This is a genomic window from Mixta sp. Marseille-Q2659 (genome assembly GCF_940807255.1).
Taxonomy (GTDB): domain Bacteria; phylum Pseudomonadota; class Gammaproteobacteria; order Enterobacterales; family Enterobacteriaceae; genus Mixta.
In genome coordinates this window covers 64,087-82,013 of sequence record NZ_CALNWY010000008.1, presented here as the reverse complement: position 1 = coordinate 82,013, position 17,927 = coordinate 64,087, and the positions used below count along the sequence as shown (strand labels likewise).

11 protein-coding genes and 2 pseudogenes are annotated in these 17,927 nt (G+C 55.5%); 9 read left to right on the top strand and 4 right to left on the bottom strand.

The genetic code is table 11. The features are described 5' to 3' along the window. The first annotated feature begins 118 nt into the window (after positions 1-118). From polB to rluA, 3 genes and pseudogenes are all read left to right on the top strand, one after another. A pseudogene (gene polB / locus P3C52_RS08295) lies at positions 119-2,477 on the top strand (DNA polymerase II). A 152-nt stretch (positions 2,478-2,629) separates the two neighbouring features. Further along, positions 2,630-5,533, top strand: a complete 2,904-nt coding sequence (rapA, locus tag P3C52_RS08290; RefSeq protein ID WP_275554543.1) for an RNA polymerase-associated protein RapA — start codon at positions 2,630-2,632, stop codon at positions 5,531-5,533. Positions 5,534-5,553: 20 nt separating this feature from the next. Then, positions 5,554-6,207, top strand: coding sequence for a bifunctional tRNA pseudouridine(32) synthase/23S rRNA pseudouridine(746) synthase RluA (gene rluA / locus P3C52_RS08285; RefSeq protein ID WP_275554542.1), 654 nt, complete (start codon positions 5,554-5,556; stop codon positions 6,205-6,207). Positions 6,208-6,616: 409 nt separating this feature from the next. Here rluA and tssD read toward each other — a convergent pair. Further along, positions 6,617-7,014: pseudogene (gene tssD / locus P3C52_RS08280) on the bottom strand (type VI secretion system tube protein TssD); the annotation flags it as partial. Positions 7,015-7,400: 386 nt separating this feature from the next. Next, positions 7,401-8,228: a co-chaperone DjlA gene (djlA, locus tag P3C52_RS08275; protein WP_275554541.1), complete on the bottom strand. Its 828-nt coding sequence runs from the start codon at positions 8,226-8,228 to the stop codon at positions 7,401-7,403. Between the two features lie 182 nt (positions 8,229-8,410). On the opposite strand from djlA, the gene lptD reads away from it, so the two are divergent. Genes lptD through apaH form a run of 6 tightly spaced genes read left to right on the top strand, consistent with a single transcriptional unit; the run spans position 8,411 to position 15,201 of the window. Continuing rightward, on the top strand, positions 8,411-10,765 hold the full coding sequence (lptD, locus tag P3C52_RS08270) for an LPS assembly protein LptD (RefSeq protein ID WP_275554540.1): 2,355 nt from the start codon (positions 8,411-8,413) through the stop codon (positions 10,763-10,765). 54 nt (positions 10,766-10,819) lie between these two features. Next, entirely contained in the window at positions 10,820-12,115 is a 1,296-nt protein-coding gene (surA, locus tag P3C52_RS08265) for a peptidylprolyl isomerase SurA (RefSeq protein ID WP_275554539.1), read from the top strand. Beyond that, complete coding sequence (gene pdxA / locus P3C52_RS08260) at positions 12,105-13,097, top strand: 4-hydroxythreonine-4-phosphate dehydrogenase PdxA (protein WP_275554538.1); 993 nt, start codon at positions 12,105-12,107, stop codon at positions 13,095-13,097. Before surA ends, pdxA begins: the two co-directional genes overlap by 11 nt. Continuing rightward, the gene (gene rsmA, locus P3C52_RS08255; RefSeq protein WP_275554537.1) at positions 13,090-13,911 is read left to right on the top strand and encodes a 16S rRNA (adenine(1518)-N(6)/adenine(1519)-N(6))-dimethyltransferase RsmA; all 822 of its coding nucleotides are present in this window, start codon (positions 13,090-13,092) and stop codon (positions 13,909-13,911) included. The genes pdxA and rsmA overlap by 8 nt, the downstream gene beginning before the upstream one ends. A gap of 4 nt (positions 13,912-13,915) precedes the next feature. Next, a complete protein-coding gene (apaG, locus tag P3C52_RS08250; protein WP_275554536.1) occupies positions 13,916-14,293 on the top strand; it encodes a Co2+/Mg2+ efflux protein ApaG in 378 nt (125 codons plus the stop codon). Positions 14,294-14,346: 53 nt separating this feature from the next. After that, a complete protein-coding gene (gene apaH / locus P3C52_RS08245) occupies positions 14,347-15,201 on the top strand; it encodes a bis(5'-nucleosyl)-tetraphosphatase (symmetrical) ApaH (protein ID WP_275554535.1) in 855 nt (284 codons plus the stop codon). 32 nt (positions 15,202-15,233) lie between these two features. Here the strand turns inward: apaH and P3C52_RS08240 are convergent, their stop codons facing one another. Together P3C52_RS08240 and folA are read right to left on the bottom strand one after the other, a co-directional pair. Next, entirely contained in the window at positions 15,234-17,117 is a 1,884-nt protein-coding gene (locus P3C52_RS08240) for a PhoX family phosphatase (protein ID WP_275554534.1), read from the bottom strand. Between the two features lie 103 nt (positions 17,118-17,220). Continuing rightward, positions 17,221-17,706, bottom strand: a complete 486-nt coding sequence (gene folA, locus P3C52_RS08235) for a type 3 dihydrofolate reductase (RefSeq protein WP_275554600.1) — start codon at positions 17,704-17,706, stop codon at positions 17,221-17,223. Positions 17,707-17,927: the final 221 nt, after the last annotated feature.

Here is a 17,927-nt window from a genome sequence, read left to right as displayed (position 1 = left end):
GATATTGACAGGAACTGACACTGTTTTTACGCACTTTCCCGCAATAAAAGAAGCCAGCTGAACACTGTATAAATAGCCATGGTATACTGCCTGCCGTTTCAGAGAAAAAGGGCTTCTGGTGAGCAACGCACGCGCAGGCTTTCTGCTGACGCGCCACTGGCGCGATACGCCAAACGGCACTGAGATTGTGTTATGGCTGGCGACCGATAACGGGCCGCAACGGCTGGTATTGCCCCTTCAGGAGTCGGTCGCCTTTCTTCCTGCAGACTATCAACAACAGGCGCAACGGCTGCTGGCCGATGAGCGTCACTGCCGCTTAACGCCGCTCGATCTGAAAGATTTCCGTCAGCGCCCGGTGCTGGGGCTCTATTGCGCGCAGTACCGTCAGCTGCAGCGGCTGGAGAAGCTGCTGCAAGAAAACGGCATTCCCTTATATGAAGCGGACGTGCGTCCACCAGAACGTTTCTTAATGGAGCGTTTTATTACCGCGCCGGTCTGGTTCAGCGGTGAACAACGGGGCAACGATATAATTAATGCCCGTCTGAAGCCGCACCCGGACTATCGCCCGCCGCTGAAATGGGTTTCGCTCGATATAGAAACCACCCAGCACGGCGAGCTGTACTGCATCGGCGTGGAAGGCTGCGGCCAGCGGATTGTCTGGATGCTGGGGCCGGAAAATGGCGATGCCAGCCAGATCGATTTCGAGCTGCACTACGTCAACAGCCGTCCGCAGTTGCTGGAAAAACTCAACGCCTGGTTCGCCGAATGGGATCCCGATGTATTGATCGGTTGGAACGTGGTGCAGTTCGATCTACGCGTGCTGCAAAAACATGCCGACCGCTACGGCATTCCGCTGCGCCTGGGCCGCAATCAATCGCCGCTGGAGTGGCGCGAACATGGCTTTAAGCCCGGCGTGTTTTTTGCCCAGGCGACGGGCCGTCTGATTATCGACGGCATCGAGGCGCTGAAATCCGCCTTCTGGAATTTTGACTCGTTCAGCCTGGAAGCGGTCGCGCAACAGCTATTGGGCGAAGGCAAAGCGATTAATAATCCCTGGCAGCGCATGGAAGAGATTAACCAGCGCTTCGCCAATGATAAGCCCGCGCTGGCGCGCTATAACCTGAAAGATTGCGAGCTGGTGACGCGCATCTTTCAGAAAACCGAAATCATGCCCTTTTTGCTGGAGCGCGCCAGCGTTAACGGCCTGGCGGCGGATCGGCACGGCGGTTCGGTGGCGGCCTTCAGTCACCTTTACTTTCCGCGGATGCACCGCGCCGGTTTTGTCGCGCCGAATCTCGGCGAAATAGCGCCGGAGGCCAGCCCCGGCGGCTATGTGATGGATTCGCGTCCGGGCCTGTATGATTCGGTGCTGGTGCTGGATTATAAAAGCCTTTATCCCTCGATTATACGCACCTTTTTAATCGATCCGGTCGGCCTGGTGGAAGGGCTGGCGCAGCCGGACGATAAGGATTCGGTGCCCGGTTTCCGTCAGGCGCGCTTTTCCCGCCATAACCACTGTCTGCCCGCCATTGTCAGCCAGATCTGGCAAGGGCGTGAAGAGGCGAAACGCCAGGGCAATAAACCACTGTCGCAGGCGTTGAAAATTATCATGAACGCCTTCTACGGCGTGCTGGGCACCAGCGCCTGTCGCTTTTTCGATCCGCGTTTGGCCTCCTCCATCACACTGCGCGGCCATGAAATTATGCAGCAGACGCGTCAGCTTATCGAAGCGCAGGGCTTCGAGGTGATCTATGGCGATACCGATTCCACCTTTGTCTGGCTGAAAGCGCCGCATGATAACGCCAGCGCCGATGCCATTGGCCGTCGGCTGGTCAGCCATGTTAATCAGTGGTGGCGCGAACATCTGCAGGCGCAATATCAGCTGGAAAGCGCGCTGGAGCTGGAATACGAAACGCATTTTGTGCGCTTTCTGATGCCAACGATTCGCGGCGCGGAACAGGGCAGCAAAAAGCGCTACGCCGGTTTGATTCGCGATGGCGAGCAGGAACGGATGGTCTTCAAAGGGCTGGAAACGGTGCGCACCGACTGGACGCCGCTGGCGCAACAGTTTCAGCAGGAGCTGTACGGGCGGATTTTCCGTCATCAGCCCTGGCAGGACTATATTCGTGACACCGTTCGGCAACTGCTTGATGGTGAGCTGGATGACCGGCTGGTCTATAAAGCGTCTGCGCCGTCCGCTGCATGAATATGAGCGCAACGTGCCGCCGCACGTGCGCGCCGCGCGCCTGGCGGATGAGCAGAACCAAAAGCTGGGCCGCCCGCTGCAGTATCAGAAAGGCGGATCGATTCGCTACGTGATCGCAACCTCCGGGCCGGAACCGCTGGAGGCGCGAACCTCGCCGCTGGACTACGATCACTATCTGACGCGGCAGCTACAGCCGGTCGCCGACGGCATCCTGCCATTTGTACAGGATGACTTTGCTACACTGATTACCGGGCAGTTGGGGCTTTTTTGACAGGTGACGAACGCGTTACCTTCCAGTACCATAGCGCCCTTCCTGAACTTCACCGCTCCTGAGCCTCAGCCAGACAGACTTTGCCTGGCCGCAACGCTATTGTCCGAGCGGGAGCATGACATCTGTTATTACGAGAATCGAGCTAAACATCTATGCCTTTTACACTTGGTCAACGCTGGATCAGCGACACGGAAAGCGAACTGGGACTGGGAACTGTGGTTGCACTGGATGCCCGTATGGTTACCCTGCTTTTCTCTGCTACCGGTGAAAACCGTCTCTATGCCCGAAATGATTCTCCCATTACCCGTGTGATCTTCAATCCCGGCGATACCGTTACCAGCCATGAAGGCTGGCAGCTGGAGGTCGCTGAAGTACGCAATGATAATGGCCTGGTAACCTATATCGGTACCCGTCTGGATACGCAGGAACCGGTAGAGCTGCGTGAAGTTTTACTCGACAGTAAGCTGGTTTTCAGCAAGCCGCAGGATCGTCTGTTCGCCGGTCAGCTTGACCGAATGGATCGCTTTGCGCTGCGTTTTCGCGCGCGCCGCTATCAGAGCGAACAGTATCGTCTGCCGATCAGCGGCCTGCGCGGTATGCGTACTAACCTGATCCCGCATCAGCTGCATATCGCTCACGATGTAGGCCGTCGCCATGCGCCGCGTGTGCTGCTGGCGGACGAAGTCGGCCTGGGCAAGACCATTGAAGCCGGGATGATTATTCATCAGCAACTTCTGGCTGGCCGTGCCGATCGCGTACTGATCGTAGTACCTGAAACGCTGCAGCATCAGTGGCTGGTTGAGATGCTGCGCCGCTTCAACCTGCGTTTTTCACTGTTTGACGATGCGCGTTACGCCGAAGCGCAGCACGACAGCGATAACCCGTTTGATACCGAACAGCTGGTGATCTGCTCGCTCGATTTTGTACGCCGTAATAAGCAGCGCCTGGAGCTGCTGGCAGAAGCCGAATGGGATCTGTTGGTGGTGGATGAAGCGCATCACCTGGCGTGGAGCGAAGGCGAACCGAGCCGTGAATATCAGGTAATTGAGCAGCTGGCAGAACAGATCCCTGGCGTGCTGCTGCTGACGGCGACGCCGGAGCAGCTCGGCATGGAGAGCCATTTCGCACGTCTGCGCCTGCTGGATCCTAATCGTTTCCACGATTTCGAGCAGTTCGTCGCCGAGCAGCAGAACTATCGTCCGGTGGCCGACGCGGTCGCCATGCTACTGGAAGATAAGGCGATCAATAACGAGCAGATGAACGCGCTGAGCGATCTCATCGGTGAGCAGGATATTGAGCCGCTGCTGCAAACCGCTAACGGCCAGGGCGACAACAAGCTGGCGGCGCGCGAAGAGCTGATTCGTATGCTGATGGATCGCCACGGCACCAGCCGCGTGCTGTTCCGTAACACCCGTAACGGTGTTAAAGGTTTCCCACAGCGCGTACTGCATCAAATCCGTCTGCCGCTGCCGACGCAGTATCAGACCGCGATTAAAGTTTCCGGCATTATGGCCGCGCGTAAATCGCCAGAAGAGCGCGCGCACGACATGCTCTATCCGGAGCAGATTTACCAGGAGTTTGAAGGCGACAGCGGTACCTGGTGGAATTTCGATCCGCGCGTCGAGTGGCTGATGGGCTATCTGACCAGCAACCGCAATGAGAAGGTGCTGGTGATCTGCGCCAAGGCTGCCACCGCGCTGCAGCTGGAGCAGGTACTGCGCGAGCGTGAAGGCATTCGTGCAGCGGTGTTCCATGAAGGTTTATCGCTGATCGATCGCGATCGTGCCGCCGCCTGGTTTGCTTCAGAAGAAGACGGCGCGCAGGTGCTGCTCTGTTCTGAAATCGGCTCCGAAGGCCGCAACTTCCAGTTCGCCAACCGTCTGGTGATGTTCGATCTGCCGTTTAACCCGGATCTGCTGGAACAGCGTATTGGCCGTCTCGATCGTATTGGTCAGGCGCGCGATATTGAAATCATGGTGCCTTATCTGGAGAAAACCGCGCAGTCGGTGCTGGTGCGCTGGTATCACGAAGGGCTGGACGCCTTTGAGCATACCTGCCCAACCGGCCGCACCGTATACGATCGGGTTCACGATCGGCTGATTGGCTATCTGGCTTCGCCGGAGAACAACGAAGGACTGGATGAATTTATCGTTGAGTGCCGCAAGCAGCACGATGCGCTGCGCGCTCAGCTGGAACAGGGCCGCGACCGTCTGCTGGAGCTAAACTCCAACGGCGGCGAGAAAGCGCAGGCGCTGGCTGACGAAATTAGTGAGCAGGATAATCATATTGAGCTGGTGAATTTTGCGCTGAACCTGTTCGATATTGTCGGCATTAATCAGGAGGATCGCAGCGATAACCTGATCGTGCTGACCCCGTCCGATCATATGCTGGTACCTGATTTCCCTGGCCTGCCGGAAGAAGGATGCACCATTACCTTCGATCGCACCCAGGCGCTGTCGCGTGAAGATGCACAGTATGTGACCTGGGAGCATCCGATTATTCGTAACGGGCTCGATCTGATTCTGTCGGGCGATACCGGCAGCTGCGCCCTGTCGCTGCTGAAGAATAAAGCGCTGCCGGTTGGCACGCTGCTGATGGAGCTGATTTACGTGGTCGAAGCGCAGGCACCGAAGCATCTGCAATTAACGCGCTTCCTGCCGCCGACGCCGATGCGTTTGCTGGTGGATCGTAAAGGCACCAACCTGGCGGATAAGGTAGAGTTCGAGAGCTTTAACCGTCAGTTGAACGCGGTAAATCGCCATAACGGCAGCAAGCTGGTGAACGCGGTGCAGCAAGATGTGCATGCGATTTTGCAGCTGGCGGAGCCGCAGGCGGCGGAGGCGGCGCGTAAACTGATCGACGCCGCGCGCGCCGAGGCGGACGAGAAGCTGAGCGCCGAGCTGGAGCGTCTGAATGCGCTGAAGGCAGTGAACCCGAATATCCGTGAAGATGAGATCGCCGCGCTGGAAAGCAATCGCAAAGAGGTACTGGCCAGCCTGAACGATGCCGGCTGGCGTCTGGATGCGCTGCGTCTGATTGTGGTTTCTCATCAGTAAGCTAACCGGAGACGCGTGCTATGGAACCTTATAACCCGCCGCTGGAGCCCTGGCTGCATATTCTGTATCAGGACGATCACATTATGGTGGTCAATAAGCCGAGCGGGTTATTGTCCGTGCCGGGACGGCTGGAAGAGCATAAAGATAGCGTGATGACCCGCATTCAGCGTGATTTTCCGCAAGCTGAATCGGTGCATCGGCTGGATATGGCGACCAGCGGCGTGCTGGTTGTCGCGCTGACCAAAGCCGCCGAGCGGGAGCTGAAGCGTCAGTTTCGTGAACGCGAGCCGGAAAAAAGCTATGTTGCGCGTATCTGGGGACATCCAGAAAAGGATGACGGGTTGGTGGATCTGCCACTGATTTGCGACTGGCCGAATCGCCCGATGCAGAAGGTCTGTTTTGAGACCGGCAAGTCAGCGCAGACGGAGTATCAGGTGCTGGAGCGTGCGGCGGATAATACCGCGCGCGTTCAGTTGAAGCCGATTACCGGCCGTTCGCATCAGTTGCGCGTGCATATGCAGGCGTTAGGGCATCCTATTTTGGGCGATCGTTTTTATGCGCATGAAGCGGCTTTGGCGCTGGCTGCACGGCTGCAGCTGCATGCCGAATGGCTGACGATTACCCATCCCACGTTCGGTAATAAGATGACGTTTCGTCAGCCAGCGGATTTCTGATGCGGGTTGACGGGTTGACGGGTTGATTATGGCGGGTGAGTTTGGCTGGGCACTCAACAACAGGTAGGCATTGCCTGACGGTTTGGTAGACGGTCCAGCAGCGGATGGACATTGCCTGGTGGTTTGGTGGTCGGCCAGCGGCGGATGGGCCGTTTCGTAAAGACGTCGTTAATCCATCCCTGAGCCTCCGTCGCGTCATCCCTGACGCGGAGGCTTTACTACACGGCCCATCCGCTGCTTCCTTTGGCTTCTGAGTCGTCTGTTTGCCGCTTCCGCTGGCTTCTGAATCTTCTGTTTAATACTTACCGGTATCAAAACTTAATTCTGATACCAGTAAGTTCGGGCCTCGTTATTTATCTGGCGACCGAAACTGGATAGATGGAAACCTGACGACCAGATTAACTTACTTCTAATATGTTGCCCGTTCATTCCATGAATCGGTATAGAGAATGTTACCATCACAGTGTTTCCATGTGATCTGTGCATAGCGCAGGAGAATGGTTTCAAGATGCGTTCCCGTATTGGATCCGGGGTACAAATCTGGTGTGATAGAAGTCAGTTTTACACCTTCAAGGATGATGTTGAAATACTCTTGTTCTAAACCCGCTTCGTTAATCTGATACATTTTAATTGTCGCTGACCGCAGAGTCTTTCCGGTGCTTAGGGCGCGATAAAGCATGGGCGTAACACGATCAAACTCCTTCGGAACATAATCGGCATATGGATGCGCGTACCAGTAAGTTTTCCCGTATTGCCATCAACCGGGATATTTACATTGTGCGTATACGATTTCAGCTCAATGGGTCCTTCAAGTGCTTTTAATATAGGTAAGAACTAACAGCGCCATGCATGGGAAACGAGAAAGCCGGAGCATGGAAGCGGATCTCCTGCGGCCTGGGAAGCCGCGGGCGGAGGTGCCGGGGGCCGTTCCGCCGATGGCCTGCTGGTGACCAGCTCGAGTCGCTCCGGCTTTCTCGCGATCGGCTCAGACTCAGCCTTCCCGCAACCAGCACAGGCAATTAAGTTTTCTTGCGCCTGTCCCAGGCTCAGCCTTCTTGTAACCGGCAAATCAGTACCGGCCCAGCACACATAACTCCAGTTCTCTGGCGGTCTGCACCAATCAATCTCAGCAAACCTGTACCCGGCATAACCAGCACCGGCTTACTTACAACCGGCTCTGGCTAACTTCTGCGCTATTTAAAATTCCGTTCTTTGCGAATCAGATCCCAGGCAGCCTGGATCTCCTGCGCCTTCTGCTTCGCCATCTCCATCATCTCCGGCGGTAACCCTTTCGCCACCAGCTTATCGGGATGATGCTCCGCCATCTGCTTACGCCAGGCGCGTTTAATGGTCATATAATCATCGTCAGGCTTCACGCCCAATACTTTACAGGCGTCTGCCAGCGTCGGTCCCTGCGGCGCGCCATAACGTGCCCCGCCCTGTCCGGCTCCGCCCCATGAGTGATAGCCGCCGCCAAACTGCTGACCGCCTTCCATCATATGTAAAAACTGATCGAACTGCGTACGTGAAATACCTAACTCTTCGGCAATCACATACAGCACCTGTCGCTCGTTAGGATGCAGCGAACCGTCGGCAAAGGCGGCCTGAATCTGAATCTCCAGAAACATACGGATCAGATCAAAACGCCCAAAACAGGCGCTGCGCAGTTCGCGCAATTTATTACGTAACGGATAATCGCTCTGCTTGCCTTCACGAAACGCCTGCTGCGCCTGAGCGCGCGCTTCGCCGTGCAGCTGCATACGATCCATCTGTAACGACGCGGTCTGAATATCCGCCTCGGTAACGCGCCCTTTTGACTTGGTCAGATGTCCCATTACCTGAAACGTGGTACGGAAAAAAATCGTTTGCCGGGTCTGGTTGTTAGAAAAATAAGCCCTTCCCTGCGTCGCGCGGATTTTGTCTACCATATGGCCGAGCAACAGCCCTAACAGCAACCCCCAAAAGCCCGCGCCAGATAACAATCCCAGCAACAGGCCAATTACTTTTCCCCAATAGCGCATATACTCCTCAATTCGCCATGCCGAAGGCTAAAAATTGCATTATCATACCTGTCATTTATCCCACTGCCTAACGGCAACGCGGACAGGAAAGGATTAACACTGGCGCAACGCAGTTCAGTACGTTAGTCTCTGACCGTTTTGTCGGCATGATGCCAGTTATTACGGAATTATCGATACCGCGTATGAAAAAACGTATACCCACACTGCTGGCCACAATGATTGGCGCAGCGCTTTATAGTCAGCACTCTCTCGCCGACGATTTGATGTCGCAGTGTATGCTGGGCGTACCAAGCTATAACCGTCCTCTGGTTCAGGGAGATGCCAATCAGCTACCGGTAACGATACATTCTGATAATGCGAAGGGAAATTATCCTGACGACGCGGTATTTACCGGCAAAGTTGATATTCAGCAGGGCAATAGCCGCCTGCAATCTGACGAAGTGCAGTTGCATCAGCGCGAGCAGCCAGGCCAGACCACGCCGCTGCGTACCGTCGATGCGCTCGGCAACGTCCATTATGATGACAACCAGGTGATCCTGAAAGGTCCAAAAGCCTGGTCCAATCTGAATACGAAAGATACCAACGTCTGGAACGGTAGCTATCAGATGGTGGGCCGTCAGGGACGCGGCACCGCCGACCAGATGAAGTTGCGCGGTGACAGCCGCTACACTATCCTGGAAAACGGCACCTTTACCTCTTGTCTGCCTGGCAGCAACAGCTGGAGCGTTGTTGGCTCGCAGGTGATTCAGGATCGTGAAGAGCAGGTGGCCGAAATCTGGAATGCCCGTTTTAAAATCGGTGCGGTTCCGGTGTTTTATAGTCCCTATCTCCAGCTGCCGATTGGCGATCGTCGCCGCTCCGGCTTCCTGATCCCGAACGCTAAATACAGTAATAATGATGGCTTTCAGTTTGCGCTGCCCTACTACTGGAACATCGCGCCGCAGATGGACGCCACAATTACGCCGAACTATCAAAGCAAACGCGGCTTGCAGTGGCAGAATGAGTTCCGCTATCTGTCAAAAGCAGGATCGGGCCTGATTGAGTTCGATTACCTGCCGAGCGACGATGAGTACAAGCGTGACGAAGCGGCGCGCGGCACCGACGATGGTGACTCCAACCGCTGGTTGTTCTTCTGGCGCCACTCCGGCGTTTATGAGCAGCACTGGCGCTTTAACGCTAACTACACCAAAGTCAGCGATCCTTATTACTTTAACGATCTCGACTCGGAGTACTACTCCACCACCGACGGCTACGCCACGCAGAAATTCAGCGTCGGCTATGCGGATACCAACTGGGACGCCACGCTTTCTACGAAAGATTTCCAGATTTTTGATACCAATCGTTCAAAAAACGTTTATCGTGCGCAGCCGCAGTTCGATTTCAACTATTACAAAAATGATATCGGCCCGTTCGATACGCATCTGTATGCGCAGGCGGTGCAGTTTACTAACGTTAATGATGATCTACCGGATGCGGTGCGTCTGCACCTGGAGCCGACCATCAACCTGCCGCTGGCTAACGACTGGGGCAGCCTGAATACCGAGGCGAAACTGCTGGCGACGCATTACCAGCAGAGCAATATCGATTATTACAACTCCCGTAATCCAAATAGCCCGTTAAAAGAAGACGTCAATCGCGTAATGCCGCAGTTCAAAGTAGACGGGCGCATGGTGTTCGATCGCAATATGAACTGGGCGGAAGGCTACACCCAGACGCTTGAGCCGCGCGTGCAGTATCTTTATGTCCCGTACCGCGACCAGAGCCATATTCAGGCGTATGACTCCACGCTGCTGCAAACTGACTATACCGGTTTGTTCCGCGACCGTACTTACAGCGGCCTCGATCGTATTGCGTCAGCCAATCAGGTTGCCAGCGGCCTGACTTCACGTATTTATGATACCGATATGGTTGAACGTTTTAACGTATCCGTAGGTCAAATCTACTCGTTTACCCCATCGCGCACCGGCCTGAACGAGACCAGCGACGAAGATGACACCGGCAGCCTGATTTGGGCCGGTGACACTTACTGGCGTGTCAGCGATCGCTGGGGCGTTCGCGGCGGCGTTCAGTACGATACACGGCTGGATAATATTGCGCAGGGTAACGCGGTGCTGGAATATCGTCGCGATGCCGATCGCATGGTGCAGCTGAACTATCGTTACAGCAGCCCGGAATATGTGGCTACCGCGCTAAACCGCAATATTACGAACAACCCGATTTACGAGAACGGTATCTCGCAGGTTGGGATGACGGCCAGCTGGCCGCTGGCTGATTCCTGGGCCGTAGTAGGCGCGTACTACTACGATACCAAAGAGAAGAAGCCGGCTGAGCAACTGGTAGGCGTACAGTATAGTTCGTGCTGCTACGCCATCCGCGTGGGTTACCAGCGTAAGATTAACGGCTGGGAAAACAACGACAGTAAGTATGAAAACCAAATCTCATTCAACATTGAGTTGCGTGGCCTGAGTTCGAACTACGGCCTGGGCTCCAACCAAATGCTACGTGAGGGCATTCTGCCTTACCAGCGCGCTTTCTGATGTTGTAATGTTTGACAGGCAAACCCGCAGTGCGGAAAGAAAAATGGAAAATGTATGAAGAACTGGAGAATGCTGATACTGGGTGTGGCGCTGGCCGCTAACACCGCGATCGCAGCCCCGCAGGTAGTTGATAAAGTCGCCGCCGTGGTCAACAACGGCGTCGTTCTGGAAAGTGATGTTGATGGCATGATGCGTTCAGTGAAAGCGCAGGCGCAACAGGCTGGACAGCAGCTGCCTGATGACCGCACGCTGCGTCATCAGATCGTTGAGCGTCTGGTTATGGATAACATTATCTTGCAAATGGGCAAGCAGATGGGCGTGCAGATCAGCGATCAGCAGCTGGATCAGGCGATTGCCAATATCGCCGCGCAAAACCGCATGTCGATGGATCAGATGCGCAGCCGCCTGGCCTATGACGGCGTCAACTACAGCGCCTATCGCGAGCAGATCCGCAAAGAGATGCAGATTGCTGAAGTACGCAATAACGAAGTTCGCCGTCGCGTAACTATTCTGCCGCAGGAAGTCGATACGCTGGCCAAACAGGTCGCGGCGCAAAATACCCAGGGCACTGAACTGAATATCAGTCATATTCTGCTGCCGCTGCCGGAAAACCCGACGCAGCAGCAGGTTGACGAGCAGGAAGCGCTGGCGAAGCAGCTGATGGGCGAACTGAACAGCGGCGCCGACTTCGGCAAGCTGGCGGTGACCTACTCTGCCGACTCTCAGGCTTTGCAGGGTGGCAATATGGGCTGGGGCAAAATTGAAGAGTTGCCAACGCTGTTTGCTCAGGCGCTGAGTACGGCGAAAAAAGGCGATATCGTTGGCCCGATTCGCTCTGGCGTCGGCTTCCATATTTTGAAAGTGAACGACCTGCGCGGCGAGAGCAAAAACATCTCGGTGACCGAAGTGCATGCTCGTCATATTCTGCTCAAGCCATCGCCGATTCTGACCGACGCGCAGGCGCGCCAGAAATTGTTGCAGATCGCTGATGATATTAAGAGCGGAAAAACCAGCTTTGCCGCAGCAGCGAAACAGTTCTCTGACGATCCGGGTTCCGCCAACCAGGGCGGCGATCTTGGCTGGAGTTCACCGGAGATCTTCGATCCGGCCTTCCGCGATGCGTTGCTGCGTCTGCATAAAGGCGAAACCAGTCAGCCGGTTCACTCCTCTTTTGGCTGGCATCTGATTCAGCTACTCGACACGCGTCAGGTTGATAAAACCGATGCGGCGCAGAAAGAGCGCGCTTACCGTCTGCTGTTTAACCGTAAGTTCGCCGAAGAAGCGCAAACCTGGATGCAGGAACAGCGTGCCGCTGCCTACGTTAAAATTCTGGACGCCAATGCGCAGTAATGCTCGTGTCGTTATCACTCCCGGCGAACCCGCCGGGATTGGTCCTGATGTTACGTTACAGCTGGCGCAGCGCGACTGGCCGGTTGAGCTGGTGGTGTGCGCCTCACCGCAGCTCTTGATCGAACGCGCGCAGCAGCTGGGCTTACCGCTGTCGCTACGGCAATATCAGCCGGACGTGCCAGCACAGCCGCAGCAGGCCGGTACGCTGACCGTGCTGCCGATCGCGCTGTCCGCGCCGGTTAATGCCGGCACGCTCAGTGTTGCAAACAGCCGCTACGTGCTGGAAACCCTGACTCGCGCCTGCGATGGCTGCCTGAACGGCGAATTCTCCGCCTTGATTACCGGCCCGGTACATAAAGGCATCATTAACGATGCCGGAATAACCTTTAGCGGCCATACCGAATTTTTTGCCGATCGCGCCGCCTGCGAGCGCGTAGTTATGATGCTGGCGACCGAAGAGCTGCGCGTGGCGCTGGCTACCACGCACCTGCCGTTAAAAGCGGTGTCGGATGCGATAACCGAAGCCAGCCTGCATGAAGTCATCACCATTCTGCATCAGGATTTACAGCTTAAGTTTGGGATCGCGCAGCCGCATATTCTGGTTTGCGGATTGAATCCGCACGCTGGCGAAAGCGGTCATATGGGCCGCGAAGAGATCGATACCATTATTCCGGCACTGGATAAACTGCGCCAACAAGGCATGCAGCTGACCGGCCCGCTGCCGGCAGATACGCTGTTCCAGCCAAAATATCTGCAGCATGCCGACGCGGTTCTGGCGATGTATCACGACCAGGGCCTGCCGGTGTTAAAATATCAGGGTTTTGGCCGCGCGGTGAATATCACGCTCGGTCTACCATTTATCCGTACCTCCGTTGACCACGGCACCGCGCTGGAACTGGCCGGTCAGGGCAACGCCGATGCGGGAAGCTTCATCACGGCGCTTAATCTCGCCATCAATATGATCAAACAAGTCAATGAATAATCGCGTCCACCAGGGTCATTTCGCCCGCAAACGTTTTGGGCAAAACTTCCTTAACGACTCTTACATTATCGACAGCATCGTTGCGGCGATCCATCCACAACGCGGTGAGGCGATGGTAGAGATCGGTCCAGGCCTCGGCGCCCTGACTGAACCCGTCGGCGAGCGCCTTGATGCGCTGACCGTGATTGAGCTGGATCGCGATCTGGCCGCGCGTTTACAAACTCATCCGTTTTTAGGGCCGAAGCTGACTATTTTTCAGCAGGATGCCATGACCTTCGATTTTGCGCAGCTTGCCGCAGAACGAGGCCAGCCGTTACGCGTATTCGGCAATCTGCCTTACAATATCTCTACCCCATTGATGTTCCACCTTTTCAGCTATACTAGTGCGATCAAAGATATGCACTTCATGCTGCAAAAAGAGGTGGTTAACCGCCTGGTGGCGGGCCCTGGTAGTAAAGCCTACGGTCGCTTAAGCGTGATGGCGCAATACTACTGCCAGGTGATCCCGGTACTGGAAGTGCCGCCAGAATCCTTTACGCCGGCGCCGAAAGTAGACTCTGCCGTGGTAAGACTGGTGCCGCATGCCGTACAACCTCATCAGGTTGAGGATATTCGTGCGCTGAGCCGCATTACTACCGAGGCATTCGGCAAGCGCCGCAAAACGCTGCGCAACAGCCTGGGCCATCTGTTTAGCGCCGACGTGATGGAGAGCCTGGGCGTGGATGGCAGTCTGCGAGCGGAAAACGTCACCGTTGCGCAATATTGCCAGTTAGCAAATTGGTTAACTGCGCATCCTGAATCGCAGGAGAGCTAAACGCATGATTGAGTCGTCCCGAGTTTGTGTTCAGGTACAGAGTTTTTACGTCGAATCGCAATCTGCCCCGGATGAAGATCGCTACGTGTTCGCCTATACCATCACCATTCGCAATCTGGGGCGCGACAATGTGCAGCTGCTGAGCCGTTACTGGTTAATTACCAATGGCAACGGGCGCGCAACGGAAGTTCAGGGCGATGGCGTAGTGGGCGAGCAACCTCACATTGCGCCGGGCGATGAATTTCAATACACCAGCGGCGCGGTGCTGGAAACCCCGATGGGCACCATGCAGGGACATTACGTGATGATTGACGATCGGGGCGAAACCTTTCACGTCGATATTCCCGTCTTTCGCCTCGCCGTGCCTTCGCGCATACACTGATAAGAAACCCGGCTGCGGCCGGGTTTGTCGTTTCCTGGCTGGATACTTGGTTTATGAGTACATATCTGATTGGCGATGTTCATGGCTGCTACGATGAACTGCATTCACTGTTGCAGCAGGTCGCCTTTGATCCTGAAAAAGATACACTGTGGCTGACCGGTGACCTGGTCGCGCGCGGCCCCGGCTCGCTGGAAGTGCTGCGCTACGTGCGCTCTCTCGGCAATGCGGTACGTATCGTACTGGGCAATCACGATCTGCATCTGCTGGCAGTTTATGCCGGCATCAGCCGTAACAAGCCGAAAGATCGTATTACGCCGCTGCTGGAAGCGCCCGACGCCGATGAGCTGATTAACTGGCTGCGCCGTCAGCCGCTGCTGCAGGTGGATGAAGAGAAAAAGCTGGTGATGGCGCACGCGGGCATTACGCCGCAGTGGGATATTGAAACCGCGAAAATGTGCGCGCGCGAAGTGGAGTCGGTGCTTTCCAGCGACAGCTACCCACTGTTTCTTAACGCCATGTATGGCGATATGCCCAACAACTGGTCACCGGAGCTGACCGGACTGGCGCGTTTGCGCTTCAGCACTAATGCCCTGACGCGGATGCGTTTCTGTTTCCCGAATGGCCAGCTGGATATGATTTGCAAAGAGGCGCCTGATTCTGCGCCGCCGCCGCTTAAACCCTGGTTCGCCATCGAAAATCCGGTAGCGCGCGATTACACCATTATTTTTGGTCACTGGGCATCGCTGGAAGGCAAAGGCACGCCGGACGGTATTATCGGTCTGGATACCGGATGCTGCTGGGGCGGCTCACTGACTATGCTGCGTTGGGAAGATCGTCAGCTATTTATTCAGCCCTCTAACCGTCAGCAAAACAACGAAACCAGCGACGCCGCGCTACGCGCTGAATAAGTTGCCGGGCCATTTGGGCCCGGAACTGCTTATCAGGCGCCCAGAATGCCGCCATCCTCGCGGGTGATCATAATCACCGACGAGCGAGGGCGTGGGCTGTTATGAGGAAAGTGTGAATCGCCCTCTTCGCCCGGATGCTGTACGTTGACAAACAGCGTGCGGTAATCCGGTGTAAAGGTAATCCCCGTTAGCTCGCACGATTTCGGGCCAACCATAAAACGGCGGATTTCTCCGCTGTCAGGATCGCCAACCAGCATCTGGTTATTGCCCTGTCCCTGATAATCGCCTTCGTTACTGTATTTGCCATCAGTCAGAATCCACAGGCGTCCGGCGCTGTCAAAACCTAACCCATCCGGGCTGTTAAAGGTGTTGTCAGCGGTAATATTCGGCGTACCGCGCTGTACCCCCTGCGGATGCGCAATCGGATTACCGCACAGCACGAAAATATCCCAGCTAAACTGCTGCGCCGTGGCGTCACCCTGCTCATCCCAGCGAATAATCTGACCATAAATATTATCAGGACGCGGGTTCGCGGCATCGACTGGCATTTTCTCATCGCCGCGTTTGGTATTGTTTGTCAGCGTACAGTAGGCGCGGCCGTCATGCGGATTGACGGCAATCCATTCGGGGCGATCCATACGCGTCGCCTTTACCACATCCGCCGCCGCACGCGCGTTAATCAGAATATCCGCCTGGCTCTGAAAGCCGTTTTCAGCGGTTAAACCATTCTGTCCATGCGTCAGCGCTATCCAGCGACCTGTTCCTTTCAGCGGCATCCCGTTTTTATCACCTTCAAACACCGCAACATACAGCGTCCCTTCATCCAGCAGGGATTTATTGGCGGCGGGATTCGCATGATCGACCTTACCGTTGGAGACAAACTTATAGATATATTCGCCGCGCTCGTCGTCGCCCATATACACCACCAGCTCACCGCTTTTCGCGACCGTGACCGCCGCATTTTCATGCTTAAAACGGCCCAGCGCGGTGCGTTTTACCGGTACAGAGGCGGGATCGAGCGGATCGATTTCGACAATCCAGCCGTGGCGGTTAAATTCATTGGGATTCTTCGCCACATCAAAGCGCTCGTCAAAATCGGACCAGTTGCGCTCCGGCTCGCTGGCCTTCAGGGTGTAACGCTTTTGCTGCGCCGTCGGGCTAAAACCCGCCGATTTGGTACCGAAATAGGTATCGAAGTTTTCTTCGCAGGTCAGGTAGGTTCCCCAGGGCGTTTTGCCGTTGGCGCAGTTGCCGAAGGTGCCCAGCACCGTTTTCCCTTCGGGATCGGCGGCGGTTTGCAGCGCGGCGTGGCCTGCCGCCGGGCCGGAAAAGTGCATGACCGTATTGGCGGTAATGCGGCGGGTATAGCGTGAAGGACGCACAACGCGCCAGCGGTTGTCATCGGCTCGTTCCACCTCAACAATGGAAACGCCGTGCGCCGCCTGCGATTTTTTCACGTCTTCCGCACTGACGGCTTTACTGCCGCCGTGGGCAAACAGATATTGTTCGTTAACGTATTCATTATTAATTGCCATCACGCCGCGGTTGTCGTCGATGGCGAAAAAGCTCATGCCGTCATTATTATCCCCAAACTGTTTCTCCTGATCGGCTGCGCTGTTGTTTCCTTGCGGATCGAAGGCGGCGGCGCCATCCACCAGCGGCTCGCCCCAGGAAATCAGCACTTCTGCCCGGTAACCTGGCGCGATGGCAATATCGTCGGCAGTAGATGCAGCAATCGCCTTAAAGCCCAGCAGCGGACTGCCGTTTGGCGCAGACTTTACGTCAGCGAAAGCGGAAAAGCTGACGCCACCGCCAAGAAAGCCCGCCAGGCTAAACGCGCCGGTTCCGGCCAGCAGTTTGCGACGCGCCGGGTTCGGCAACGAGTCCATATTCAGTTCAAGAATTTTATCGCTCATTTTGCATTGCTTCCCGTTATGGTTTCCCAGAGTGGAAGCAATGCTAGTGGGCAAAAATGACAGCCATGTTACAGCTGGCGGGCAGGAGAGGATTTAACGAAAATTATCGGCGACGCTCAAGAATTTCAAAGCAGTAGCTGTGAGAGTTCTTTTCATCAGCATCATGGAATTCACTGAATACCGACTGCCATTCGTCCGGCTCGTAGTCTGGAAAATGCGTATCGCCTTCCACTTCCGCATCAATGTGCGTCAGATAGAGTCGATCGGCGCGATCCAGCATCTGCTCATAAATGCGGCCGCCGCCGATCACCATAACCTCTTCAACGTCACCCGCCGCCGCAATGGCCTCTTCCAGCGAGCTAACCCAGGTAACGCCTTGCGCGTTTTCTCCTGACTGGCTGCTGACAACGATATTAAGCCGTCCTGGCAGCGGGCGGCCAATAGATTCCCAGGTCAGGCGCCCCATAATTACTGGCTTATTCAGCGTGTTACGTTTAAACCAGGCCAAATCCGCAGGCAGATCCCACGGCATAGCGTTTTCCATCCCAATAACGCGATCGGCTGCTAAAGCCGCTATCAGGCTTATCATCATCTATTACTCACCAGGGTGTAAAATTGGCGCCATCATACGTAAAGGCGAAACTTTCGTCGATAGGCTGGTTAAGGAATTTGCGTAAAGGTTTTTAAAGCGCACAAAGCGGATATAACATCTGTTGACGTGGCTACAACCGCACAGGTTTGTTAATCAGTTAGAATGTTCCTGGCCGGTTTATCGGTAATGCTGCCAACTTACTGATTTAGTGTATGATG